The organism is Ruegeria sp. CJ2, assembly GCF_056536745.1.
In genome coordinates this window covers 43,874-67,904 of sequence record NZ_JBQFQF010000002.1, presented here as the reverse complement: position 1 = coordinate 67,904, position 24,031 = coordinate 43,874, and the positions used below count along the sequence as shown (strand labels likewise).

Here is a 24,031-nt window from a genome sequence, read left to right as displayed (position 1 = left end):
ATCTGCCCAATGCCCAGTGCCTCACGTCTTATTGCCGCCGTCTGTCTTTTGGTGGTGGCATTCCTCGTGTCGAGCATGATCATTGAGAATGGGGAAGAGGGCAAGGATTACGGCGCTTTCACCTTTGTAAACATGGTCTTGGGCGTCGTTTGTGGCTGGACTGTCATGGGCAAGCGCGCGGGCAAGGGGTGGACCGCGGCGATCAATAACGGCCTCACGGGGATTGCCACCTTGGTTTTCTGGGGGCTGTTCATTCAGGGCTGTTACGAAATGTTCAGCTTGGCGATGCGTCACCGGTACAATGGCCCATTTGAGGCCCTGCTTGCGATTTTCCAGATCGGCATTGAATATGGCCAGTTGCTTTTGACCCCTGAAATCCTGTTGACCTTGGCTATCGGGGCGTTGGTGGCAGGTCTTGCTACAGAAGAAGCCAGCCGCCGCTGGCGCTAACCTACTGCCTGCACACGAGAATTCTTTCTTTGTCCAATCTCTTCTTCTACGGAACGCTCAGATACCTGCCATTGTTGGAATTGGTGCTGGGGCGTCCATTGTCCCAGCTTGAGATAACGCAGGCCACCTTGCCGGGGCACGCGGTTTATGGCGTCGACGGGCACCCGTTCCCGACGATTGTCGAAGAAAAATCCTCCTATGCGGGTGGTCTGCTGGTGCGGGGGCTGGGTCCGGAAGACCTGAGGCGTCTGGTGTTTTATGAAGGCGGGTTCGACTATGACCTCAGCCCCCGAACGATCAATCTGGAAGACGGCTCAAAAACGCAGGCCAGCATTTTCTTCCCCGAACCCGATCTATGGGTTCCCGGCGAAAGGTGGTCCCTGCAGGGCTGGACCGATCAGTGGGGGGAACTGTCCATCGCCGCAGCGCAAGAGGTGATGAGCTTTTACGGTCGGATGGATGCAGGCGCTATTTCCCGCAGCTTTCCGTCGATCCGCACGCGGGCTTGGGCGCGACTGGCTGCGCGGCGTCGACAAACCGGTGATCTTCGCGACGTTAAGACGGATGTCGTTCTGCATCAGCACGAGCGGGCTTATCTCAGCTATTTCGGCATGGACGAAATTCGGGTTCAGCACCGCCAGCATGATGGGACAATGGGGCCGGTCCTGAATCGGAGCGCGCTGAAGCAGGGCAGCGCGGTTGTGGTGTTGCCTTATGATCCTGCGCGGGACACGGTCTTGCTGGTGGAACAATTCCGGGCGCCGGTTTACCTCATCGACGATCCCGAACCCTGGATGTGGGAGCCGGTGGCGGGAATGATCGACCCCGGAGAATCCCCCGAACTGGCGGCCCGGCGAGAAGTGCTTGAAGAGGCGCAGGTCAGCCTGACCAGCCTAGAATACGTAGGCGGGGCCTATTCGTCGAGCGGGTCATCGACCGAGTATATTCATCTTTACGTCGGGCTGGCCGATCTGACGAAGACGGTTGAAAACGGTGGGGTTGCGTCGGAAGGTGAGGATATTCGCACTCAAATCCTGCCTTTTATCGAATTTATGGACCGTGTGGACGGTAACGCGTTCAAGGACTTACCCCTGTTGGCGCTGGCCAACTGGCTGGCGCGGCACAGGAACCGTTTGCGGGCATAGCTATCGCGGCTTGTGGTTGTCGCGCGTCGACTGTAAATCTTCGTTGATATGTAAAGAAAAGAGGGTGCCATGCGCATTGCACGAGACCTTGCTGACGCAGTAGGAAAAACGCCGTTGATCCGGCTGAAACGCATCAGCGAAGAAACCGGGTGTGAAATCCTTGGCAAGGCCGAGTTCATGAACCCCGGCCAATCGGTCAAGGACCGCGCGGCCCTTTATATCATCAAGGACGCCATCGCGCGCGGTGAGTTGAAGCCCGGCGGAACCATTGTCGAGGGCACCGCAGGCAATACCGGAATCGGCCTTGCGCTGGTTGGGGCGTCGATGGGGTTCAAGACCGTGATCGTGATCCCGGAAACCCAGTCCGAAGAAAAGAAGGACATGCTGCGGCTTGCCGGGGCGCAACTGGTTCAGGTTCCCGCCGCGCCTTATCGCAACCCCAATAACTTTGTGCATTACTCGCGCCGACTGGCCGAGGAACTTGCGCAGACCGAACCCAATGGAGCGATCTGGGCCAACCAGTTCGACAACGTGGCAAACCGTCAGGCGCATGTGGAAACCACTGGCCCCGAAATCTGGGAGCAAACCGGCGGCAAGGTAGATGGTTTTGTAAGCGCCGTGGGTTCCGGCGGGACATTGGCGGGCGTCGCGGATGCTTTGCAGCCCAAGGGGGTCAAGATCGGCCTGGTCGATCCGATGGGTGCGGGGCTTTATTCCTATTACACCACCGGTGAAATCGCGATGGAGGGTAGCTCGATCGCCGAAGGGATCGGTCAGGTGCGCATCACCAAGAACCTTGAGGGGTTCAAGCCGGACTACGCCTATCAGATGACGGATAACGAGGCGCTGCCCTACATCTTTAATCTGCTGCGCGAGGAAGGTCTGGTCATGGGCGGTTCGACCGCGATCAACATGGCTGGCGCCGTGCGACTGGCCAAGGATCTGGGGCCGGGACATACCATTGTCACCATCCTGTGTGACTATGGCACGCGCTATCAGTCCAAACTGTTCAACCCGGAATTCCTGCGTGAAAAGGAATTGCCGGTGCCTGATTGGATGACCGAAGCGCCCCGCAGCATTCCCGGCGTGTTCGAGGACGTATGATGCTGCGGCAGGTCCGCCTGTTCCTCGCCTTAGTATCGGTTTGCTTTGCCGTTTTGGGCGGCCCTGTCGCCGCCCAGCTTACGGATCGACAAAGCGAGTATTATCAGGGGTGGATCAGCACGGCGGACCGGGCCGAAGCGGTAATTGAAGCGAACCGTGCTTCGAATGCCGCGTTGGAAAACTTGCGTTCCGAAATCAATGAGTACCGAGACGACTTCAATCGCGCGCGTAGCGCGAATACAGAGCGTATCCAAACGCTGGAAAGTCAGCTCAAGGCCTTGGGTCCGGAACCCGAAGGGGACGCCGCAGAACCCGAAGACATCGCGACAATCCGCAAGCATCTGGAAGAACAACTCAACAGCCTTCGGGTCCCGCGCATTATATCCGAAGAGGCGTATAGCAGGGCCAACGGGCTGATCAGTGAAATAGACCAGATCATCCGGCACCGTCAGACCAAAGAGCTGTTGGAACGTGGCCCATCGCCGCTCAACCCGTCATATTGGTCACCTGCATGGGTGGATGTGAAAGAAGCCGCCCGTGGTCTGATCAATGAAATAACCGAAAACCTGAGAACCGACGTCGCGCGCGAGCAAATGCGAGAGCGCGGGTTGGGGATTTTTGTGCTGTTGGTCATCTCGGCGGTGCTGCTGGTCTTTGGACGGCACTGGTCCGAGAAGGGCGGAGATTACCTGCGGATGTTGGGGGGCTCTGGCACCGGTGTCTGGACCTTCGTGATATCCCTGTTGCGGATCATCCTTCCGTGGTTGGGCGTTCTGGCCGCAGTTGTCGCAATTAACCTGACCGGGGTGTTGGGTGTACGGGGCACGTTGCTGCTTGAGGAAGTGCCATACTGGGCCGGAATTATCTTCTTTTATGACTGGATCGGGCGGCAAGTATACCTGATGGGGCAGGCCAGAGGGTTCAAGCGCCTGTCCGCCGCCGAGATCAAAGAACTTCGTGTCTATATTGATTTGCTGGCCTTGATGCTCATCCTTCACGAGCTGGCCATCCTGTTCGAACAGATCGAAAATATCTCGGATTCCACGCGTGCAGTGGTGAGCTTTCCTGTCATTGTGGCCACGGCTTTGCTGCTGCTGCGTGTGCGCCATGTCCGCACCAATGACGGGCAACTGGATGAAGCCGAAGCCACAAGTACGGGCCGGGCAGCGGGCTTTAGCCAATTGGTCGAATTCCTGCGTCGCGCCTTGTTGCTTCTCGGTATTGCGACACCTGTTCTGGCCGTCTTCGGGTATACGAATGCGGCCGAGGCTATCGTCTTTCCAGCCGTCAAAACGCTGGTCCTGATTGCCGCGCTGGTGATCTTTCAGCGCTTTATCACACAGGTTTATGGCTGGATTACGGGGCAGGGCGAAGCCGTCTGGGACTCGCTGTTTTCGGTACTGGTCGGTTTCGCTCTGGCCATTTTTGCCTTGCCGATCCTTGCGCTGTACTGGGGCGCGCGTCAGACCGATCTGCTTGAAGCATGGTCGCGCCTGCTTTTGGGGTTCGATATCGGCGGGGTGACGATATCGCCCAGCAACTTCTTTGTGTTCGTGATCGTGTTCCTGATCGGGTATGGCCTGACCCGTATGCTGCAAGGCGGTTTGCGGAACTCTTTGTTGCCCAAGACAAGCATTGATCCCGGCGGTCAGAACGCGATTGTCTCGGGCACAGGGTATGTCGGCATTTTTCTGGCCGCACTGATCGCCATCATGGTTGCCGGGTTCGACTTGTCCTCGCTGGCGATTGTCGCTGGCGCGTTGTCCGTTGGGATCGGCTTTGGACTGCAAACCATTGTCTCAAACTTTGTGTCGGGGATTATCCTGCTGGTCGAGCGCCCGATCTCGAAAGGGGATTGGATCGACGTTAACGGGATGATGGGTTATGTGCGCGACATCTCGGTCCGGTCTACGCGGATTGAGACGTTTGATCGTACGGATGTGATCGTTCCCAACTCTGACCTGATCAGCGGCGTCGTAACCAACTATACGCGCGGCAATACCATTGGGCGCGTCATTGTTCCTGTTGGCGTCGCATACGGGACGGATACCAAGCTGGTTGAAAAGATATTGGGTGAGGTTGCCAATGCCCACCCAATGGTATTGGCCAACCCAGCACCCAGCGTTGTGTTCCAAGGGTTTGGCGCGGATTCGCTGGATTTTGAAATCCGGGCCATCCTGCGCGATGTAAACTGGGTGCTTTCGGTAAAATCGGACATGAATCACGAGATTAACCGGCGCTTTGCCGACGAAGGTATCGAGATTCCGTTTGCCCAACGCGATGTCTGGCTGCGTAATCCGGAGACGCTTAGGGAATCGTCAGCCGCGCCTACGCCTGAACCGGCAAATGAGGCGGGGAACACCCCGACCGACACAGCCAAGTCTTCCCCGATCGAGATGACCGAGGCTGATATGCCCGACGGCGACGGGGACGAGGTCTGAGGTCGGTTTCAGCCCGATCCGAAAAGGTTGAATTTTCGCTATAATCGGGCCTTGCAAATCCCCAAGCGATAGTCCAAATATCGCGCCCACGGAGAGGTGGCCGAGTGGTCGAAGGCGCACGCCTGGAAAGTGTGTAGGCGGGAAACCGTCTCCAGGGTTCGAATCCCTGTCTCTCCGCCACCCAGCCTAGAAATCCAGACCCAGGTCGATTGTTCGGTAGGAATGCGTCAGCGCCCCGGACGAGATATAGTCGACGCCCGTTGCTGCGATCGCGGCCACGGTTTCTTTGGTCACGTTGCCCGAAGCTTCGGTCATGATCCGCCCGTCTACCATCGAAACCGCCTTGGTCAGGGTGTCCGGGGTCATGTTATCCAACAAGACGACATCCGCACCCCCAACTTCGAGCACGTCTTCCAGTTGCTCCAAATGGTCGACTTCGATTTCGACCTTCATCATGTGGGACGCACGTGCCTTGGTTGCTTCGAGGACCGCCCGAACGCCTCCGGCTGCGGCGATGTGGTTGTCCTTGATCAGAATGGCGTCGGACAATGAGAAGCGGTGATTAAACCCACCGCCATGCAGCACAGCCTGTTTTTCGACGATCCGCAGGCCCGGCGTTGTCTTGCGGGTGCAGGTGATCCGCGCCTTGGTGCCCTTGGTTTCGGCAACCAGAGCAGCAGTCGCCGTGGCCACCCCCGTGAGCCGCCCGGCAAAGTTCAACGCCACGCGTTCACCAGACAGGATCGAGGCTGCACGGCCGTGTATCTCCAACAAGGTGTCTCCCTTGGTGCAGCGTTGGCCGTCTTGCACGTGGCGCACGATCTCAAGCGTAGGGTCGACCAGACGAAAGGCAAGCTCTGCCACCTGCATGCCGGACACCACCGCATCTTCACGCGCGTTAAGCCGAGCAGAGTAGGTTGTTTCTGGCGGTATGACCGTCAACGAGGTGATGTCGCCGTTGGAACCCAAATCCTCCATCAACGCCGCGCGGACAATCGGTTCTAGGATCAGGTCGGGCAGGGCGGGAACGGTCATACGTTTTCCTTTGTGAATTTTTCTCGATATGCCAGCGCCTGTTCAAGCGTCAGCATTGATCGTTGTCCGGGGCCGGAATGCGTCTGCGGAAAATCCGATCGGTAATGCGCCCCGCGGCTTTCCTCGCGCATCAAAGCCGCCGCCGCGATCAGCGTCGCGGTCGCCGTCATATTGAGAAATGCCGGTGCGTTTTGGTTTTCGGCTTCGAGCTGAGCAATGCGGATCAAGGCCCGACGCAAACCTGTTCCCTTGCGAACGACGCCGACCAGATCCGTCATGATCCCGCGCAGGTCTGCCGTGGCTTGCAAGATCGGTGTTTCGCAACTGGCTGCAAAGGTCAGATCTATCGGTTCGGCCTTTGTGCAAGGAACATGCTTTGCGATGTCCCGGGCGCAGGTGCGTGCAAACACCAAAGCCTCTAGCAATCCGTTTGACGCGAGCCGGTTTGCCCCATGCAGCCCGGTCGAGGCTGCTTCGCCGCAAACCCAAAGCCCCTTGAGGGTGCTGCGACCGGACAGGTCTGCCGCAACGCCGCCCATATGATAGTGCGCTGCGGCCGTGACGGGTATGGGCGACAAAACAGGATCGACACCATTGCGACGGCAGGCCTCGGTCACCGCAGGAAAATGCGAGGCGATCTCAGCGCCGATAGCTTGCCGCGTATCCAGCGCAGGTTGCAGGCCGGACTGGGTTTGCAGAAAGACCGCGCGGGCGACAATATCCCTAGGCGCGAGCTCTCCATCTGGGTGCAGTTCCGGCATGAACCTGTGACCGGTCTTGTCGATCAATACTGCACCCTCGCCGCGCAGGGCTTCTGTGGCCAGCGGGCAGGGATCTTCGCCGACGTTGATCGCTGTCGGGTGGAACTGAATGAACTCTGCATCTGCGATTTGGGCCCCAGCACGTGCTGCCATGCCGACGCCCTGACCCCTAATGCGGGCAGGGTTGGTTGTTTGGGCATAAAGCCCGGCGGACCCGCCAGTTGCCAACACATAGCCCGCCCCGTGCAAGGCGATCGGGGGCGTATCCGATCCATTCGCTGGGGTCAGGTAGACGCCCTGAACCTGCAGGCCATCACTTTCCAGGCCGATGGCCTGCACCCCTTCAATCACTTGGATCGACGGCGTCGCGCGCAGTGCGGTAATCAGGGCGCGCATGATTTCTGCGCCCGCCTGATCGCCTTTCACCCGGACCACGCGGGCGGCAGAGTGTGCCGCCTCTCGGGATTGAACAAAGGCCCCGTCGCTGGTTCGGTCAAAACCAGTGCCAAGCTCTGACAGGTCCAGAATGTGGTCTGGAGCGGCGCGCGTGACGAAATCGGCTACCTCTTGCAGAACCGAACCTGCCCCCGCGCGCATTGTGTCGTCGGCGTGGGACTCGGGGCTGTCCGTTTCGGCCATCGCAGCGGCGACACCGCCCTGCGCCCAGGCGGAACTGGCACCGGTTCCCAGCGGCTCGGGCGAGATCATGACGACAGGGCGCGGCGCCAGCTTCAACGCAGCATAGACGGCGGCAAGCCCCGCGCCGATGATGACCACGCGCTTGGTGCTGACGTGTTGCATCCGCCCGGTCAGATACCCAGTTTGCGCGAAAGGTCGATCATCCGCTGTACTGACAAACGGGCTTTATCGGCCACATCTGCGTCAACTTCGACCTGTCCGGTCATGGTATCCAGTGCATAAAGCACTTTTTCGAGGGTGATTTTCTTCATGTATGGGCACATGTTGCATGGGCCCACAAAGTCTACCTCGGGCAATTCATCGGCAATGTTTGATGCCATTGAGCATTCGGTGATCAGCAACGCTTTTTCGGGTTTTTCATCCGTCACGTATTTGATGATGCCGCTGGTGGAGCCCGAGAAATCCGCCTCGGCCACCACGTCCGGGGGACATTCTGGATGCGCGATCAGTCGGGTGCCGGGGTTCCATTCGCGGAAATCCCGCAGATCGCTGGCCGAGTATTGTTCGTGAACGATGCAGGACCCTTCCCACCAGACGATGTTCTTTTGCGGAACGTCCCGGGCCACGTTCTGCGCCAGATACTGATCAGGCGTCATGATGATCGTGTCACTGTCCAGCGCCGCAACGATCTGGGCCGCATTGGAGGATGTGCAGCAGATGTCCGAGGCTGCTTTGACCTCGGCTGTGGTGTTGACGTAAGACACCACTGGCGCACCGGGATAACGGCGGCGCATTTCGGCTACGCCGTCCGCCGTGATGGATTCAGCCAGAGAACAGCCCGCGTCCATATCGGGCATGAGAACCGTCTTGTCCGGGCTGAGGATTTTGGACGTCTCGGCCATGAAATGCACGCCGCATTGCACGATTACGTCCGCTTCGACCTCGGTTGCTTTGATCGCCAATTGCAGGCTGTCACCGCCGAAATCCGAAATGCCGTGGTAAATCTCAGGCGTCATGTAGTTATGACCCAGGACGACGGCGTTGCGTTCGGCTTTCAGATCATTGATCGCCTTGACATAGGGCGCATAGATCGCCCAATCCATCGGCGAAACAACGCGGGACATGCGCGCATAGACATCTTCCATGCTGGCTGCCAGTTCCGGTGAGGGGCTAAGGTCATACTTTTCGGAAAGATGCGCACGCTGCGCAGGTAGGTCGAACACGGGTCTGATATCTGCCTGTTTTACACTCGCGGCATTGAATATGTGATTTGAAAGTGATTGACCACCGCTCTGCCGGGAAGAATGTTCCAAAATTTCCATCTTGTGCGGAACTATATTGTTTTCGTGTTAAGTTTTTTCTGGTCCAAGCGGGTTTTTGACATCTGGAATTTCCGATTTCGCCAGCTTTCCGTCCTATGTCGCAAGATTGGCGCATTGCTGCCACATGGGGCGGCAATAAGTACGGTAAGGCGTCACTGGGTTGGTCGATTGCGGCTGGCCCTAAGGATGTGTCGCGGCGGTAACTACGGTTCGAAAACTGGAACTTACCGATTAGCGAATTGTGACAGTTGGGATATCAAGGGCAGCGACCCAAAACGAGAAAAAAACCAAAGCGACGTGTTCTAGAAAAAGCGATCCCATCGCACATAATCGAGCAGGACAGTTCGCGTTCGGAGGTTAAATGTTATTGTCTGTTGTCGTTCCTTGTATGAACGAAGAGGACTCTGTGCCGATGCTGGTCGAGCGTCTGGTCGCGGCAACTGATCCCTGGTCAGCCGACCGGGAGATTGTGCTGGTGGATGATGGCTCCACCGATGCCACGTGGGACCAAATCTGCAAGCAGTGTGAAAGTCACCCAGGCGTGCGCGGCATAAAACTGTCAACGAACCGTGGGCATCAGGTCGCTTTGACGGCGGGATTGATGGCGGCCAAGGGGCAGCGGATTTTCATGCTGGACGCCGATTTGCAGGACCCGCCCGAACTGCTGCAAGATATGATGGCCATGATGGATCGCGGGTATGACGTGGTCTATGGGCGCCGCAGCGAACGCAAGGGCGAGAGCTGGTTCAAGAAGATGACTGCACATGGGTTTTATCGGGTGCTGAATCGACTGTCGGATGTTCCAATACCCAACGATACGGGCGACTTCCGTCTGGTTAGCCGCCGCGCACTGGACGCGGTATTGGATATGCCCGAGCGGTCCCGGTTCATCCGGGGAATGTTCGCTTGGGCTGGGTTCAAGCAGATTGGCATCGAATATGTACGCGACCCCCGCGTGGCAGGCGAGACCAAGTATCCCATGTCCAAGATGATCCGGCTGGCGTTTGATGCTTTGTCGAGTTTCTCGATCAAGCCCTTGCAGATGGCCACCCGGCTGGCCTTTCTGACCTTGCTCGTTGCCGCATTGATGGCGGTCTACGTGTTCTGGTCGCTGATCCTGTACAGCACTGTCGCTGGTTGGGCGTCTACCGTTCTGGTCATCAGCTTCTTTTCAGGCATTCAATTGCTGACGCTGGGCATTATCGGTGAATATCTTGGACGGCTCTATGTCGAGGCAAAGGGGCGGCCGCTGTTCTTTGTGGATGAACAGGTTGGCAACGGCGTCGAAACTCTCTCCGAAAGAGCGCAAAAGACGTCATGACTGAGCGCAAACGCATATTTCGGTTTGCTGTCGTCGGAACCGGTGTCGCCGCATACTATTTTTTGGCGTATCTGGGGCTGCTACAGGTGTTCAACTCCCCTTGGATCGCAAACCTGCTGGCCTTCGGCTCCGCGATCGTCATTCAATATATTGGCCAAACCGCTTGGACGTTTGGCAAACCCGTGGTGGCACCCGGTCAGTTTGGCCGGTTTTTGTGCATGATCGCGATCGGCTTGGTCGTCTCCTCGATGATAACGGGCGTCCTTGCCCCCAGACTGGTCCTTGCCGAACCGGTTGCCGCCGGTTTGGTCGTTGTTGTTCTTCCCATCATAAACTTCGTGATCCTGCGTCTGTGGGTCTATCGCGAAGAAAACTCAATTTAGAGAGTGGTCATGTCGCATATCTATTCCAACGAGTTCTTTGACTACATCGACCGCGGAGCGCGCAGGTCGGCGGTGCGTTTGATCGAAACCCTTCAATCGCGGGTCAAGCCTGACAGCGTTGTGGATTTCGGCTGCGGGCGCGGTGTCTGGTTGTCAGAGTGGGCGGTAGCCGGGTGTCAGGATGTGGCAGGCGTGGATGGCGATTATGTCGATCGCGAGACATTGGCCATTCCACAGGACTGCTTTTTTGGAAAAGACCTGAGTCAGCCTGTCGATCTGGGCCGAAAGTTCGGGTTGGCCCAATCGCTGGAAGTGGGCGAACATCTTCCCCACGAAGCGTCGGCCAGTCTAGTTCAAAGCCTGACCACGCATAGCGATCTGGTGCTGTTTTCCGCCGCCGTGCCGGGGCAGGGTGGTGAGTTCCACATAAACGAACAGCCTTTGTCGTTTTGGCAGGGCCTCTTCGCCGACAAGGGCTATACGGCCTATGACTGTCTGCGTCCCATCCTGTTTAACGATGCCTCGGTCGAGCCTTGGTATCGCTATAACAGCGTGCTCTATGCAAACGAGGTTGGTGCCGCGACGCTTCCGACAGAGGTTCTTGAGACCAAAGTCGAACCGGGCGCATTGAAAGAGGTCGGCACGTTCGGCTGGAACTTGCGAAAAATGATCGTTCGAAGGTTGCCACAAACGACGGTCACCAAAATTGCACAGGTCCGCGCATCGGTCATTGCGCGCTCACACCGGAGCCAGTGATGAACGCAAGACCTCTGTGGCAGGACGTGTTCCGCCTATGGTTGCTGGCTTTTGCGGCATTACTGGTGATCTACGGGCCGCTGGTTGTTGATCCGCTTGTGCGTCACGACGACTTTCCCGCGCTGTTGGGAAAGAAGTTCATGGCTTATCAAAAGGCATTGGATGAAGGGCGGTGGCTGAATTATTGGTGGCAGTTCAGGCCGGTTCTGTGGTCATCGCCTGTTAGCTTTGCGTTGTACCTGATGGCCTGGGCCGCATTTTCCGCGTGTACATCTGTCACCATGCTGGGGCGCGAGGCGCCGGGTTGGTACAAGGGTTATTTTGCGCTGTTTGTCGCGCTTTCCATCCCGGCCTTCATGATCGCCTTTTGGTTTAACACGCTACTGCCGGGCGTTTGGGTTATTACCCTATATGCGTTGGGCGTCGTATTCCTGCCGCATCGGGTTTCGGTCGCACTGCTTATCGTTGCAGTGCCGTTGTCCTTTATGGCCTATACAACATATCCCTTTCTTTTGATGACCTTGGCGCTGATGTCCTACAAGGCACCGAAAACATACAAGAGCATGGCGATTACTCTGTTCGTGTTCTTTTTCAGCCTCGGTGTAGGGATGCTGTCCGTCTACAGCCTGAATTACATCTATCACGGTATCTTCGGCATACCGATTGCCGACTGGCGCGCCCCGACCGAGGTGCAGTCAATCGAGGATCTAATGAAGAATCTCGGAAGGCTACGCGTCTATCTTCAAATGACGATCCGACAGTTCGGCGGCGGAGCGGCTGGCAGCGGCGTTGTGCTATTGGCTTTCTTTGCTATCGGTTGGGGCATTTTGTTCCGCGCTCAGCGGTTCGTTGCCATAACGGTGTTGGTTGCGATGTTGGCGGGTCTTGGACCTTTGCTTGGAAAATCACTGATGTCGGGGGTATTGGTCCCAGCCCGGGCATTTGGCTGGATTTGGGTCTTGTTCGGCTTTACCTTCACCGCCGCAACATTGCATCTGTCGTTGACGCCGGGAAGGGTGGCAAGTATCGCCCGGATCACCATTATGTACGTTCTGCTGATCAAGGTCATTCTGTTTGGGCGTGCGACATATGTCAGGGTTCCGCCATGGCAGGAAGCCACTCGGGAATTGGCCGCCTCGATACCTAAAACCACGGAAGCCGTATATATCTACGGAAATTATCTTGGTCTGACTGGAGCAGGGCCCGCCGGCATCCAGTATCCCCGAGGTTTGAGGTTGCGTTTGGTTTACCTGACGGGGCTAGACGTCGTTCTTTGTGACGAGACGCCAGAGGAATGTGCTGACGTCGAACCACCGTTTGATCCACGGGGTTGGACGCATGTTCCTATTGTCGAGACTGTAGACAAGCATTCCTTCATTCTGTTGCCTTACCCGCCCGTCGGACCCTAGTCCGGGTGCATTTCCGCTTAGGGTGCTGCGTTGTTGCCGTTGGGCAGCCAGCGCGCCCGCATCTTTTGGGCAAAAAAGCAATTTGTAACACTTAGAAGAAGGATTTATGAACGGGTTTCAGTTTGGCATTTAAACCAGGGGCGGGGAATCCGGCTTCTGGCCCTAGGTAGCAGGCAAAATGATTGATCTGAGTGAACTGAATCCCTTGCGCAAAAGCCGCAACTACCTGATTTTTCAGCACCCCGATAACGAAGGGGCATTGTTGAAGGTCAGGGTAGATGAGCCGGTCCGCAACCACCTTATCCCCCGATACGCTGAAAGGCGTTACGGGAACCTGCGGCAGTGGAACCGCGAGGCAAACGAATATCTGGCCGCGCTGCATCGCGGATGCCCCGAGATTGAACGTCTGGCGCAATTCATGGGCTATGTCCCGACCTCGATGGGGCCCGCTATTGTGGTTGAAAAACTGACTGGCCCGGACGGTGAACTTGCACCGACCCTGCATACAGAACGGTTGGCCCTGAGGAACGATCCCGAAGGGTTGGAGCGTCTGCGGCAAGAGTTCATGGATTTGCTGGATGATCTCGAAAAAGGGCGCATCATCGTCGGTGACATGAGCTATGAGAATATCGTGCGCGCGCAGGAACGGGGAGGAAAACTCACCATCATCGACGGGCTGGGTGAAAGGGTATTGATCCCGCTTGCCTTGGTCAGTGATTGGGCGTTTCGTTTGTCGATACAACGACGCCGCGATCGTTTGGGCCGTGGGTTCGGGTTTTAACCAACCTGTCTTGGGCGTATCCTGAATTTCGAAAGGGCGCGACGGCCGCAACTCTCGGGCTGATCGCCTGCTAGGTAAGCTCCATGGTCCGCAAAGACAGAATCGAAATCGGCTTTTTGCTGTTTGATGGCTTCCCCATGGCTTGCCTGACGTCGGTGATTGAGCCTTTGCGCGCAGCAAATGAGATTGCCGGGCAAGAAGCGTTTTGTTGGTCGTTGTTGTCAGAGCGTGGCCAGAAGGTGCAATCAAGCGCCGGCGTGGGGTTCGAAGCCCAATGCGCTGTGACCGAATGTAACGGGGTAGACATCCTGTTTCTTCTGAGCAGCCCAACCTCTGACTTTGAAGACCCGCGTGTTGGAAATGGCGCTTTGCGCAGTCTTGGTCGCCACGGCACAATCCTTGGGGGTATCAGCGGCGGCGTGTTTCCCTTGGTGCGTTCGGGCACAATGGTCGGTCAACCTGTTTCGGTGCATTGGTGCTATGAGGCCGCGTTCGAGGCTGAGTTTCCGCAGGTGGAAGCCCGAAGCGAAGTGATCGTTCGAACCGCAACCCGGTATACTGCGGCGGGTGCCGCAGCGGGGTTTGATCTGGCGTTGCATCTGATCGAGAATCGGTTGGGGTCCGAAGTCGCACACGAGGTAGCCTGCTGGTTTCAGCACCCGATGATGCGCGGTGCAGGTGTACGCCAACAAGTGCCCGACGCTACGGTGCCGGTTACGGGGGATCAGTTACCCCCGCTGGTCGCGCGCTGTGTCGATTTGTTTGCGCGTCATATGCGCCAGCCCATTTCGATATCTCAGGTCGCTGATGAAACCGGCGTCACGCCTCGCCAGATCGAACGCGCTTTTAAACAGGCGACGGGGCAGAGCCCCAGCCATTACTACCGCGCCATGCGCATGAAGGCCGCGCGACAGATGGTTGTTTATACTAAGGACCCGATCTCGGAAATTGCGGCCGCCATAGGCTATGGCTCCGTCGCACCCTTGGTCACTCATTACCGATCTGCCTTCGGTCTCAGCCCCAGCGAGGATCGGCGCAGGATCAACCGTTTCAGGGTCGAGGACAACGCGCCGTTGCCCTCTGTCTGATGGGTTCAGTGGGCTGATTTCATCGCTGTAACGACCGCATGATGCAAAGACCCGGCCGAGGATCTGGGACCATAAAGGCTGATGTGGTCGGTGCCCCGGCACAGGGTGAAACACCCGATATGGTGAATTGAGCTGCGCGCTGCGTGGCCGGCCTGAAACTGGCGCAGGTCCAATTGGCACAGCAGCTCCAGAACCGCGTTGATCCCATCGCCTCGCAAATCGAACCGCGCCCAGGCGTCCGTTTGTTCCGTGACCGAGGCTGCAGGACCAACGGTTGTATTCACCTGGTCCGCAAGGTTTTCATGGCTGTCAAAGGGCGCTTCGACCATCCACTGATCTGGCCCCGACCAAAAGGCGATCACCTGATCCCCGGTAAATCGCTGAACCTCGGGCGCTGCTGCCCCGATCAACTTGGCCAAAGCCTTTTGCGCCTTTGTTTCCTCCCCCAGACGCGCAGCGACCGAGGCCAAGGCTACGCCAGGGATTTCGGTGCAGGTGACCGGACCAACCGTGTCCACACGCGGCTCAGACCCGCCAAGGGCAGTTATCGCGACAAGATTATGCACGCAGACGTTCTCCTTCGGGATCAACGAAATGGGCGGAAACGATCTCAACCTCAACCGTCAGATCGGTCAGCGGGGAAACGAGACGCATTTTCTCGCCCAGCCGTTCATCGCCGCGTTTCAGCAGGCCCAGACCGATATTACTGCTCAGGCTGGGGGAATAGGCAACCGAAGTCACGTACCCCTGATCATGCGCTGCGTCGACAGGGCCCTCGGCATTCATCAGGTGCCCTCCGGCGGTGACTTTGTCTTCGGGGGCAACGGGCATTAACCCGACCAGCTTCAACACATCCGGCGCGGTCAAAGCCTCGCGCTCAGACAAGAACGACCCGATGCTGTCTTTCTTCTTCGACACCATTTTGCCCATGCCAAGGTTCAGCGCCGTGGTTGTGCCGTTCAGCTCATTGCCGACCGGGTGGCCCTTTTCGATCCGCATCACGCTCAGCGCCTCGGTGCCATAAGGGGTGACGTCGAATTCTTTGCCTTCGGTCATCAACCGCCGCATTAGTGCGTCGCCATAGCGCGACGGGACGGCGATCTCGAACGCCAATTCGCCCGAGAACGAGATACGGAACAGCCGCGCCCGTAGCCCACCGCAGACGGTGATGTTGCCGCAAGCCATGAAGGGGAACGCCTCGTTCGAGATATCGAATTCGGGGTCCACGATCTTTTGCAGAAGCTTGCGCGAATTTGGTCCCGCCACCGCGTATTGCGCCCAGCCGTCTGTGGTTGAGATCAACTGCACATCCATGTCCGGGAACAGGCACTGGCGCACGAATTCCATGTGGCGATAGACACTTACAGCATTCGCGGTGGTGGTGGTGACGACGAAATGATCCTCGGCCAGACGCGCGGCGGTGCCGTCATCCATGACCATCCCATCCTCGCGCAGCATCAGCCCATAGCGTGTTTTGCCCACCGGTAGCATGGCGAAACCGTTGGCGTATACGCGGTTGAGGAATTCGGCCGCATCCGTGCCCTGCACGTCGATCTTGCCCAGAGTGGTGCAATCGCACACCCCGACCGAGGCTCGGGTTTGACGTACCTCACGATCGACGGACTCGCGCCAATGCGTCTCACCGGGTTGGGGGAACCACTGCGCGCGCAGCCAGTTCCCGGCCTCGACAAACACCGCGCCGCGTTCTTTGGCCCAATGGTGTGACGGGGTCAGGCGGGTCGGGTGGAATTCTTTGCCCGTCATTCGACCTGCGAACGCGCCGATGGGCACGGGTGTGTAGGGCGGGCGGAAGATGGTGGTGCCGGTTTCGGGGATCGACTTGCCCGCGACCTCGGCCATGATCGCAAGGCCCGTGATGTTCGAGGTCTTGCCCTGATCGGTCGCCATGCCCAGCGTGGTATAGCGTTTCAGATGCTCGACCGAGCGGAAGCCTTCCTGATAGCTGAGCTTCACATCCTTGACGGTCACGTCATTCTGCTGATCGACCCACGCGCGCTTGCAGCCCTGCACATACCAGAACGGCTTTTGGGCAACGGGCGCGTCCTCGGCGGTGGGCAGGTCGGGCAGGGTGCTCAGGTCCAGCGCGGTGGCGGCGGCTTGGGCACCCGAGCGTAGTGCACCATGGGTCGAGAGGATGCCGTTGGCCGCGCCCGCGACGGACATGCCGACGGGCAGGGTTTCGCCCGGAACGAAAGCAGCAAGGGCGTCATTCCAAACAGGTCGCCCGCGTTGGTGGCAGGTCAGGTGGACATTCGGGTTCCAGCCGCCCGACACGCCCAGCGCGCCGCACTCCAGCGTGCGGGTCGAGCCATCGGGCAGGGCGACCTCGACAAAGCTCAACCCCAGACGACCCTTGGTGTTGATGACCTGCGCCCCCTTCAGCACCTCAAAATCATAGCTGAGCGGTGCATCGTCGCGCACATCCACCACGGCGGCGATCTTGACGCCCTTGGCGTGTAGGTCATTGGCCGTGCGGTGGCCGTCATCATTGTTGGTAAAGATCGCAACCCGAGGCGCGGCCGTCACCGCAAAGCGATTGGCATAGGTCCGCAACGCGCTGGCGGTCATGATGCCGGGGCGGTCGTTATTTTCAAACGCAATGGGCCGCTCGGTCGCCCCGGCGCAGAGCAGCGCCTTTTGGCTATAGATCCGCCACAGGATCTGGCGCGGTTTGCCGGTGGGCAGCGAAGGCAAGTGATCTCCGGTCCGCTCGACGGCCCCATAGATGCCGTGGTCAAACGCGCCGATCACTGTGGTGCGCGGCATGAGCCGGACGTTCGGCATGGCCGACAGTTCGGCCACGGCCTGTGCCGCCCAGTCGGGCGCGCTGTGGTCGCCGACCGAGAAGGTCTCGCTGTTCAGGCGTCCGCCCAGCGTGAAATCCTCATCCGCCAGTATGACATCTGCCCCCTCACGCCCGGCGGTCAACGCTGCCATCAGACCCGCAGGCCCGGCACCGATGATCAGCAGATCGCAATGACGAAACCCTTTGTCATATTCATCCGGATCGGCCTGCATCGACAGCGATCCAAGGCCAGCGGCGCGGCGTATGATCGGCTCGTAAAGCTTCTCCCAAAACGCGGCGGGCCACATGAAGGTTTTGTAGTAGAACCCCGCCGACAGGAAGTTGGAAAACAGGTCATTTACCGCCAGCGCATCGAACCGCAGACTTGGCCAACGGTTTTGCGAGTTTGCGATCAACCCGTCGAACATCTCGATCGTCGTGGCGCGGGTGTTGGGTTCTTTGTGGGCACCTGCGCGCAGTTCCACCATGCCGTTGGGTTCCTCGGATCCCGCCGTCAGCAGGCCCCGCGGACGATGGTATTTGAACGACCGCCCGATCAGCCGCACATTGTTGGCCAGCAGTGCCGAGGCCAGAGTATCTCCGGGATGCGCGGTATGGCGACGACCGTCGAAATAGAAGTTCAGGGTCGTATCGCGGTCGATCTGCCCGCCGGTCAGCCGGTTCACTTGTGTCATTTCGAACGCCCCCGCGTGCGGGCCACATCGCGGGCCAGTTCCACCTTGGAAATCTCATGGGTCAGAGTATTGCGGGTCACGACCAGCCACGAGCGATCCCCGGCCTCGTGATACCAAAGCTCGTGGTGTTCACCGGCGGGATTGTCGCGAAGATAGGCATAGTCATAGAACGCGTCGGCGGCATTCTCGGCCATCCCGTCGGGGCGGTCGATCAAAGAAGCATCGCCCAGATAAGTGAACTCTGAGGCATCGCGAGGCCCAAGCAGAGGGTGGTTGATGATCATGTCCCTAGGTCCCCTCTAGTGCAGGTTGGGCTGGTTGCCCGCGCCTTTTTCGTCGATCATCCGGCCAGTGCGGAACCGGTCCAGACGATAGGCGGTGGCAACGGGGTGCGGTTCATCTTTTGCCAAAAGATGCGCAAAGCAATAGCCCGAGGCAGGCGTGGCCTTGAACCCGCCGTAGCACCAACCGCCATTGAAATAGAGCCCCTGAACCGGGGTGCGGTCTATGATGGGTGAGCCATCCATCGACATGTCCATCACACCGCCCCACATCCGCAACAGACGCGCGCGGCCGATCATGGGCATCAGGGCCATGCCGCCCTCGCACACATCCTCGACCACGGGCAGGTTGCCGCGTTGGGCGTAGGTGTTATAGCCGTCTATATCGCCGCCAAAAACCAGACCGCCCTTGTCGGATTGGCTGACATAGAAATGACCCGCACCAAAGGTGATGACGCTGGGCAGCACGGGCTTCAACCCTTCGGACACGAACGCCTGCAACACGTGGCTTTCAATCGGCAAACGCATCCCGGCCATGCCAATCACGCGCCCCGAGTTTCCTGCGACCGCACAGCCCACTTTGCTGGCTCCGATAAAACCCTTGGTGGTCTCGATCCCCAGACAAGTACCGTTTTCAATCCGCAGGCCCGTGACCTCGCAATTCTGGATAATGTCCACCCCGTGCAAATCCGCCGACCGTGCATAGCCCCAGGCCACCGCGTCATGGCGGGCTGTCCCTGCACGGCGCTGGACCAGACCGCCTTTGATCGGAAAGCGGGCGTCGTCGAAGTTCAGATAGGGATGCTCGGCCCGGACCTGATCGGCGCCCAGAAGTTCCGCATCCGCGCCGTTCAGGATCATCGCATTGCCGCGCCGCGTATAAGCATCGCGCTGGCCGTCCGTGTGAAACAGGTTGATGATCCCGCGCTGGCTCATCATGGCGTTATAGTTGACGTCCTGCTCCAGCCCCTCCCACAGTTTTAGCGAGAATTCGTAGAAGGGCTCATTCCCGTCCAGCATATAGTTCGAGCGGACAATCGTCGTGTTCCGCCCCACATTGCCGCCCCCGATCCAGCCTTTTTCGACCACGGCCACATTGCGCTGACCGTAGACCTTGGACAGGTAATGCGCCGTGGCCAGTCCATGACCACCGCCACCAATGATGATGACGTCATAATGCGGCTTGGGCTCAGGCTCGCGCCAGACCGGTTTCCAGCCTTTATGACCGGTAAGCGCCTCTTTGATGACTCGAAAGCCGGAATATCGCATGAATCGGACCTTTTTTGCCAGAATTCACTATTTTGGTGCGGTTGGATATCCTCAGATGCGACATCGATATGTCTGAATCAGACCCCGCCCTGAGAACCCACCAAGCCTGAGAACCAGTCCGCAAATTCGGTCACTTCCGCAGAGTCGCGTTGGACTGACAGGAAATACCCCTCAGTAGCCGAAGCGGACTGGTCAAAGGCGGGTTGAATTGTCCCGGTTTTCAGAGCGTGGGCTGCGACAATCGAATTCACCAAGGCCACACCGTTTCCAGTAGCCGCGAGTTGCAACGCCAAGCCATAGGAATCCACATAATACGTCGGGTGTCCGACCTGTTGACCAGTTGCCTCGGACCACGAAGCCCAACTGTCGGAGGTTCCCACCGACTCAATTAGGGGCAAAGTTTGCAGATCACCAACCAAACCAGGCGCTTTGACTGGAACAAGACGGTTGGGCTGCAACGGAACCGCGTTCTTGCCGACCTGCTTTTCGGACCCGAACCTGATTTCGACATCCGCGCGAGAGGCTGCGTATTCGTCGGGCCAGATCGTGCTAACAAATCGCACCGATGTTTCGGGATATTGCGACTGGAACTCGGGCAGGGCGGGTGCAATGACCCATTCGATGATACTGATCGAGGCCGCCACGGTAATGTGCCGCGCTTTTTGCTCGGTCAGGTAGGGTGAGGCGGCGACCTCTAGCATCTCAAGCGCGGCTTCGACCTGCGGCAGCAACTTGCGGCCTTCATCCGTCAGGGACAGCCCGCGCGCGTGACGGTGAAACAGAACCACGCCCAGCCGCGTTTCCAGCGCACGGATTTGCTGGCTGACGGCGGATTGCGTCAGGCCAATTTCGTCGGCGGCTGCGGTGGAACTTAGCCTGCGCGCGGCAGCTTCAAAGGACCTGAACCATGTAAGCGGGGGCAGTGTTTTTGCCATCGGTAACTAACCTATTAGTGATAGTAATACCTAAGGCCAAACTTCTTTCGTTTGTCAAAAGATGATTCCGGCGGTGATATTTTCTCTGACTGAAAAAGGGGGGTCACCGTGAAGCCAAACATCCGAAAAATCGTAACCTATGATGAGGAAGTTCTGGTCGAAGGGTTTCGTAAGGCCGACACTCCCTGGCGCATGTTTGCCGTTGCTGCGGTTGTGTCGAACCCTTGGGCGGGGCGGTATGTCGACGATCTGCGCGCTGAAATTCTTGCCTATGGTCCGATCTTGGGTGAGCTGTTGACCAACCGAATGGTCGCGCTGGCCGGTGGCGGTGACGCAATCGACGCCTATGGCAAAGCGGCCGTCGTCGGGCTGGACGGAGAGGTCGAGCACGCCTCGGGTCTGATCCACACCCTGCATTTCGGGAATATTTTCCGGCAGGCGGTTGGTGCGAAATCCTATCTGTCCTTCACCAATACACGCGGCCCCGCGAACACGCCGATCATGGTGCCGATGATGGATAAGAACGATGCGGGTCGTCGGTCGCACTACCTGACGCTGCAATTCGCCATCCCCGACGCGCCGCGCGCCGATGAAGTCGTCGTTGTGCTGGGCGGGGCGACCTCGGGGCGGCCACATCATCGTATCGGAGACCGCTATCAGGATTTGAAGGATCTGGGCCATGACGTGGACAACCCGGCCTCGGTCTGAGTTTGGAAACCTCGCCGCCATAGATGCAGGCGAGGGGCCGCTGGTTATCCTATTGCACGGGGTGGGCCTGCGGGCTGAGGCGTGGAATGCGCAGATTGATGCGTTCGTTGCGGCGGGGTTCCGGGTTTTATGCCCGGACATGTCTGGCCATGGTCGCTCGCCCTTCCGTAATCCTGATGGCTTACTTAGCTACGTTAAGCTCGTTGAACCCCTGTTGTCCGAGCCAGCCGTTCTGGTCGGACATTCGATGGGTGCGTTGGTGGCCTTATCCCTGGCTGCATCTGGTCATGAGCATGTAAAGGGTGTCGCGGCACTCAACGCGGTCTATCGGCGCGACCCCGAGGCACGTCAGGCGGTTATGGCACGCGCCACGTCTTTGCGTACTAATGGATTGAATGACCCGTCACGCACGTTAAACCGCTGGTTCGGAGATCAAGAAACCAAAGAACGCGAAGCCTGCGCGCGATGGCTGACCGAAGTGAACCCAGCGGCCTACAAAGCCGCCTACAGCGTCTTTGCCGAAAGCGATGGGTTGTCGGATGAAGACCTCTCGAAAATCACGTGTCCCGCGTTGTTCATGACTGGCGCGGACGAGCCGAATTCGACTCCGGCAATGTCCCGCAAAATGGCAGCTCTGGTGGCGCAGGGACGTGCCGAGATCGTGTCCGGCGCGGCCCATATGATGCCAATGACACACCCGGTCGAGGTCAAATCTTATCTGTTGGGGTTCGCACAGGAGTGCCTGCCATGACATCTATCGACCCAAGGGCGCTGCGCGACGCTTTCGGCAGTTTCATGACCGGCGTAACCGTTGTGACCACGCTTGATCCCAAGGGGGTACCCGTGGGGTTCACGGCAAACTCGTTTTCGTCCGTATCGCTGGACCCACCGTTGTTGTTGGTCTGTCCGGGCAAGTTTTTGTCCAGCCATGATGTCTTTGCCAAATGCTCGCATTTTGCTGTCAACATCCTGTCTGAAGGACAACAAGAAGTATCCAACACTTTCGCCAGCTATAAAGGCGACCGCTTTGCCAAGGTCGACCACTCCAGAGGGGTGGGCGGCCTGCCATTGATCCAAGGGGCACTGGCCCAGTTTTGTTGTGAAACACATACCGCTGTTCCTGCCGGGGATCATACGGTTCTGATTGGCCGGGTTCAGGCGTTTTCGCACGCCAAGGGCAATGGTCTGGGTTATGTCGGTGGTTCGTATTTCAGCCTAGGTCTGGAACGCGAGATTGACGCGACAGAGCCGACGATTTGCGGCGCGTTGGTGCGGTCAAATGGCCACGTTTTGCTTGAGGCCCACAACGGTCGGTACCGGCCGCTTCAGATCGCAGGCGTCGAACCCGGAGGTCAGCGCAACAGGCTGTCGCAAGGGCTGTCAGACCGTGGTGTGCCTGCGCGCGTCGATCAGGTGTATTCCTCCTTCAGCGACGCGGGAAACGGTCTGCACTATACGTTTTTCCTGGCCTCCTGCCACGGAACCCCTGCGGTAGAATGCGCCAAATGGGTGCCCGTCGACGCCCTGCCAACGCTCGCCTACAGCACCCAAGCCATCCACGACATGATGACCCGCTTCGCGGTCGAGGCGCAGGAGGGGAACTTCTCTCTCTATCTCGGTGACGCGAAGCAGGGTGACATCCACAGTTTGCATGAAGGAGCCCGTTGATGGAGTTTTCCCTGTTTGCCCATATGGAACGCCTGACGCCGGATCAGCCTCATGACGTTCTTTACGATGAATTCGTCGGGCTTGTTAAAATGGCGGATGAGGGCGGGATGCGCGCGGTCTGGACGGGCGAGCATCACGGGATGGAATTTACCATCGCGCCGAACCCGTTCCTGTCTCTGGTCGATCTGGCGCATCACACCCGCAATGTGCGTCTAGGGACAGGGACAGTTGTCGCCCCGTTCTGGCACCCAATCAAACTGGCGGGTGAGGCTGCGGCCGCGGATCAGATCACCAAGGGGCGAATAGAGCTGGGCATTGCGCGGGGGGCGTATTCCTTTGAATATGAACGCCTCATGCCGGGAATGGACGCGTGGGAAGCGGGTCAAAGGATGCGCGAGTCGACGCCGTTGTTGAAAGAAATCTGGCGGGGGGATTGCGCACATGACGGAGAGTTCTACTCCTTTCCCGCAACCACCTCCGCGCCAAAGCCAGTGCAGGAAGACGGGCCCCCGATCTGGATCGCGGCACGCGACCCCAACAGCCACGAATTTGGCGTCCACAATGGGTTTAACATTCAGGTCACCCCCTTGTGGCAGGGCATGGAAGAGATCGAGACGCTGATGGGGCGGTTCAACGACGCCTGCAGCAGCTATTCTGGACCACGTCCCAAAATCATGTTGCTGCATCACACCTATGTCGGTGCGGATGAAGATGATGTTGCCCGGGGCGTTCAGGATTTGCGTCGGTATTACAACTATTTTGGGGCGTGGTTCCTGAACAAGCGCCCTATCTCTCAGGGTTTGATACAGCCGATCTCATCTGACGAAATGGACGCAAACCCGATGTATACGACCGAGAAGTTGGCGGCCGATTTGACCGTCGGCACCCCGCAGCAGGTCATCGACCGGATCAAACGGTACGAGGATTTGGGTTATGATGAGTTTTCGTTCTGGATCGACAGCGGAATGACCAACGATCGCAAACGCGCATCGCTGGCTCGGTTCATTGATGAAGTCATGCTTGTATTTCAGTGA

At 58.3% G+C, this 24,031-nt stretch carries 22 protein-coding genes and 1 tRNA gene; 15 read left to right on the top strand and 8 right to left on the bottom strand.

All coding sequences use genetic code 11. The features are described 5' to 3' along the window. Positions 1-9 precede the first annotated feature (9 nt). From ACR0MS_RS02715 to ACR0MS_RS02695, 5 genes are all read left to right on the top strand, one after another. The gene (locus ACR0MS_RS02715) at positions 10-450 is read left to right on the top strand and encodes a TrgA family protein (protein WP_480569562.1); all 441 of its coding nucleotides are present in this window, start codon (positions 10-12) and stop codon (positions 448-450) included. Between the two features lie 29 nt (positions 451-479). Beyond that, complete coding sequence (locus ACR0MS_RS02710; protein WP_480569565.1) at positions 480-1,595, top strand: NUDIX domain-containing protein; 1,116 nt, start codon at positions 480-482, stop codon at positions 1,593-1,595. Positions 1,596-1,664: 69 nt separating this feature from the next. Continuing rightward, positions 1,665-2,699: a cysteine synthase A gene (locus tag ACR0MS_RS02705; protein WP_171123066.1), complete on the top strand. Its 1,035-nt coding sequence runs from the start codon at positions 1,665-1,667 to the stop codon at positions 2,697-2,699. Beyond that, entirely contained in the window at positions 2,699-5,140 is a 2,442-nt protein-coding gene (locus ACR0MS_RS02700) for a DUF3772 domain-containing protein (protein ID WP_480569569.1), read from the top strand. Before ACR0MS_RS02705 ends, ACR0MS_RS02700 begins: the two co-directional genes overlap by 1 nt. 90 nt (positions 5,141-5,230) lie before the next feature. Beyond that, positions 5,231-5,320, top strand: a tRNA-Ser gene (locus tag ACR0MS_RS02695). A gap of 6 nt (positions 5,321-5,326) precedes the next feature. Here the strand turns inward: ACR0MS_RS02695 and nadC are convergent. The 3 genes from nadC to nadA are packed head-to-tail and all read right to left on the bottom strand — an operon-like array spanning position 5,327 to position 8,798. Then, positions 5,327-6,175 carry a carboxylating nicotinate-nucleotide diphosphorylase gene (gene nadC, locus ACR0MS_RS02690; RefSeq protein WP_480569572.1) on the bottom strand — a complete coding sequence of 283 codons (849 nt, stop codon included), beginning with the start codon at positions 6,173-6,175 and terminating at the stop codon, positions 5,327-5,329. Continuing rightward, positions 6,172-7,737, bottom strand: a complete 1,566-nt coding sequence (locus tag ACR0MS_RS02685; protein ID WP_480569575.1) for an L-aspartate oxidase — start codon at positions 7,735-7,737, stop codon at positions 6,172-6,174. Before ACR0MS_RS02685 ends, nadC begins: the two co-directional genes overlap by 4 nt. Before the next feature lie 8 nt (positions 7,738-7,745). Beyond that, on the bottom strand, positions 7,746-8,798 hold the full coding sequence (gene nadA, locus ACR0MS_RS02680; protein WP_480569578.1) for a quinolinate synthase NadA: 1,053 nt from the start codon (positions 8,796-8,798) through the stop codon (positions 7,746-7,748). Between the two features lie 460 nt (positions 8,799-9,258). Between nadA and ACR0MS_RS02675 the strand changes: the two genes are divergently transcribed. The 6 genes from ACR0MS_RS02675 (at position 9,259) to ACR0MS_RS02650 (ending at position 14,635) form a co-directional block, all read left to right on the top strand. Continuing rightward, positions 9,259-10,218, top strand: coding sequence for a glycosyltransferase family 2 protein (locus ACR0MS_RS02675; protein WP_480569581.1), 960 nt, complete (start codon positions 9,259-9,261; stop codon positions 10,216-10,218). Further along, entirely contained in the window at positions 10,215-10,601 is a 387-nt protein-coding gene (locus ACR0MS_RS02670) for a GtrA family protein (protein WP_480569584.1), read from the top strand. Before ACR0MS_RS02675 ends, ACR0MS_RS02670 begins: the two co-directional genes overlap by 4 nt. A gap of 9 nt (positions 10,602-10,610) precedes the next feature. Continuing rightward, on the top strand, positions 10,611-11,357 hold the full coding sequence (locus tag ACR0MS_RS02665) for a methyltransferase domain-containing protein (RefSeq protein WP_480569587.1): 747 nt from the start codon (positions 10,611-10,613) through the stop codon (positions 11,355-11,357). Then, entirely contained in the window at positions 11,357-12,766 is a 1,410-nt protein-coding gene (locus ACR0MS_RS02660; protein WP_480569589.1) for a hypothetical protein, read from the top strand. Before ACR0MS_RS02665 ends, ACR0MS_RS02660 begins: the two co-directional genes overlap by 1 nt. Positions 12,767-12,944: 178 nt before the next feature. Then, entirely contained in the window at positions 12,945-13,547 is a 603-nt protein-coding gene (locus ACR0MS_RS02655) for a YrbL family protein (RefSeq protein WP_480569592.1), read from the top strand. An 83-nt stretch (positions 13,548-13,630) separates the two neighbouring features. Next, on the top strand, positions 13,631-14,635 hold the full coding sequence (locus ACR0MS_RS02650; RefSeq protein WP_480569595.1) for a GlxA family transcriptional regulator: 1,005 nt from the start codon (positions 13,631-13,633) through the stop codon (positions 14,633-14,635). Positions 14,636-14,640: 5 nt separating this feature from the next. Here the strand turns inward: ACR0MS_RS02650 and ACR0MS_RS02645 are convergent, their stop codons facing one another. The 5 genes from ACR0MS_RS02645 to ACR0MS_RS02625 all read right to left on the bottom strand — a co-directional run bounded on the left by ACR0MS_RS02645 (position 14,641) and on the right by ACR0MS_RS02625 (position 20,621). Continuing rightward, complete coding sequence (locus ACR0MS_RS02645) at positions 14,641-15,201, bottom strand: sarcosine oxidase subunit gamma (protein ID WP_480569598.1); 561 nt, start codon at positions 15,199-15,201, stop codon at positions 14,641-14,643. After that, entirely contained in the window at positions 15,194-18,136 is a 2,943-nt protein-coding gene (locus ACR0MS_RS02640; RefSeq protein ID WP_480569601.1) for a sarcosine oxidase subunit alpha family protein, read from the bottom strand. Before ACR0MS_RS02640 ends, ACR0MS_RS02645 begins: the two co-directional genes overlap by 8 nt. After that, positions 18,133-18,420: a sarcosine oxidase subunit delta gene (locus ACR0MS_RS02635; protein WP_480569604.1), complete on the bottom strand. Its 288-nt coding sequence runs from the start codon at positions 18,418-18,420 to the stop codon at positions 18,133-18,135. The genes ACR0MS_RS02640 and ACR0MS_RS02635 overlap by 4 nt, the downstream gene beginning before the upstream one ends. A gap of 15 nt (positions 18,421-18,435) precedes the next feature. Beyond that, complete coding sequence (locus ACR0MS_RS02630) at positions 18,436-19,686, bottom strand: sarcosine oxidase subunit beta family protein (RefSeq protein ID WP_480569607.1); 1,251 nt, start codon at positions 19,684-19,686, stop codon at positions 18,436-18,438. 77 nt (positions 19,687-19,763) lie between these two features. Next, a complete protein-coding gene (locus ACR0MS_RS02625) occupies positions 19,764-20,621 on the bottom strand; it encodes a LysR family transcriptional regulator (protein WP_480569610.1) in 858 nt (285 codons plus the stop codon). A gap of 108 nt (positions 20,622-20,729) precedes the next feature. Between ACR0MS_RS02625 and ACR0MS_RS02620 the strand changes: the two genes are divergently transcribed. From ACR0MS_RS02620 to ACR0MS_RS02605, 4 genes are read left to right on the top strand one after another with little or no spacing between them, the layout of a single operon-like run. After that, on the top strand, positions 20,730-21,329 hold the full coding sequence (locus ACR0MS_RS02620; RefSeq protein ID WP_480569613.1) for an amino acid synthesis family protein: 600 nt from the start codon (positions 20,730-20,732) through the stop codon (positions 21,327-21,329). Next, positions 21,301-22,080 (top strand): alpha/beta fold hydrolase, encoded by a 780-nt coding sequence (locus tag ACR0MS_RS02615; RefSeq protein ID WP_480569615.1) that lies wholly within the window; start codon positions 21,301-21,303, stop codon positions 22,078-22,080. Before ACR0MS_RS02620 ends, ACR0MS_RS02615 begins: the two co-directional genes overlap by 29 nt. After that, complete coding sequence (locus ACR0MS_RS02610; protein WP_480569618.1) at positions 22,077-22,997, top strand: flavin reductase family protein; 921 nt, start codon at positions 22,077-22,079, stop codon at positions 22,995-22,997. The genes ACR0MS_RS02615 and ACR0MS_RS02610 overlap by 4 nt, the downstream gene beginning before the upstream one ends. Further along, positions 22,997-24,031: an LLM class flavin-dependent oxidoreductase gene (locus ACR0MS_RS02605; RefSeq protein WP_480569621.1), complete on the top strand. Its 1,035-nt coding sequence runs from the start codon at positions 22,997-22,999 to the stop codon at positions 24,029-24,031. Before ACR0MS_RS02610 ends, ACR0MS_RS02605 begins: the two co-directional genes overlap by 1 nt.

Excerpts from the sequence above, each read along its gene's own strand:
- ACR0MS_RS02715 (WP_480569562.1), top strand. The coding sequence starts at position 10 with ATGCCCAGTGCCTCACGTCTTATTGCCGCCGTCTGTCTTTTGGTGGTG.
- ACR0MS_RS02705 (WP_171123066.1), top strand. The coding sequence starts at position 1,665 with ATGCGCATTGCACGAGACCTTGCTGACGCAGTAGGAAAAACGCCGTTG.
- ACR0MS_RS02700 (WP_480569569.1), top strand. The coding sequence starts at position 2,699 with ATGCTGCGGCAGGTCCGCCTGTTCCTCGCCTTAGTATCGGTTTGCTTT.
- nadC (WP_480569572.1), bottom strand. The coding sequence starts at position 6,175 with ATGACCGTTCCCGCCCTGCCCGACCTGATCCTAGAACCGATTGTCCGC.
- ACR0MS_RS02685 (WP_480569575.1), bottom strand. The coding sequence starts at position 7,737 with ATGCAACACGTCAGCACCAAGCGCGTGGTCATCATCGGCGCGGGGCTT.
- ACR0MS_RS02675 (WP_480569581.1), top strand. The coding sequence starts at position 9,259 with ATGTTATTGTCTGTTGTCGTTCCTTGTATGAACGAAGAGGACTCTGTG.
- ACR0MS_RS02670 (WP_480569584.1), top strand. The coding sequence starts at position 10,215 with ATGACTGAGCGCAAACGCATATTTCGGTTTGCTGTCGTCGGAACCGGT.
- ACR0MS_RS02665 (WP_480569587.1), top strand. The coding sequence starts at position 10,611 with ATGTCGCATATCTATTCCAACGAGTTCTTTGACTACATCGACCGCGGA.
- ACR0MS_RS02660 (WP_480569589.1), top strand. The coding sequence starts at position 11,357 with ATGAACGCAAGACCTCTGTGGCAGGACGTGTTCCGCCTATGGTTGCTG.
- ACR0MS_RS02655 (WP_480569592.1), top strand. The coding sequence starts at position 12,945 with ATGATTGATCTGAGTGAACTGAATCCCTTGCGCAAAAGCCGCAACTAC.
- ACR0MS_RS02650 (WP_480569595.1), top strand. The coding sequence starts at position 13,631 with ATGGTCCGCAAAGACAGAATCGAAATCGGCTTTTTGCTGTTTGATGGC.
- ACR0MS_RS02640 (WP_480569601.1), bottom strand. The coding sequence starts at position 18,136 with ATGACACAAGTGAACCGGCTGACCGGCGGGCAGATCGACCGCGATACG.
- ACR0MS_RS02635 (WP_480569604.1), bottom strand. The coding sequence starts at position 18,420 with ATGATCATCAACCACCCTCTGCTTGGGCCTCGCGATGCCTCAGAGTTC.
- ACR0MS_RS02630 (WP_480569607.1), bottom strand. The coding sequence starts at position 19,686 with ATGCGATATTCCGGCTTTCGAGTCATCAAAGAGGCGCTTACCGGTCAT.
- ACR0MS_RS02625 (WP_480569610.1), bottom strand. The coding sequence starts at position 20,621 with ATGGCAAAAACACTGCCCCCGCTTACATGGTTCAGGTCCTTTGAAGCT.
- ACR0MS_RS02615 (WP_480569615.1), top strand. The coding sequence starts at position 21,301 with ATGACGTGGACAACCCGGCCTCGGTCTGAGTTTGGAAACCTCGCCGCC.
- ACR0MS_RS02610 (WP_480569618.1), top strand. The coding sequence starts at position 22,077 with ATGACATCTATCGACCCAAGGGCGCTGCGCGACGCTTTCGGCAGTTTC.
- ACR0MS_RS02605 (WP_480569621.1), top strand. The coding sequence starts at position 22,997 with ATGGAGTTTTCCCTGTTTGCCCATATGGAACGCCTGACGCCGGATCAG.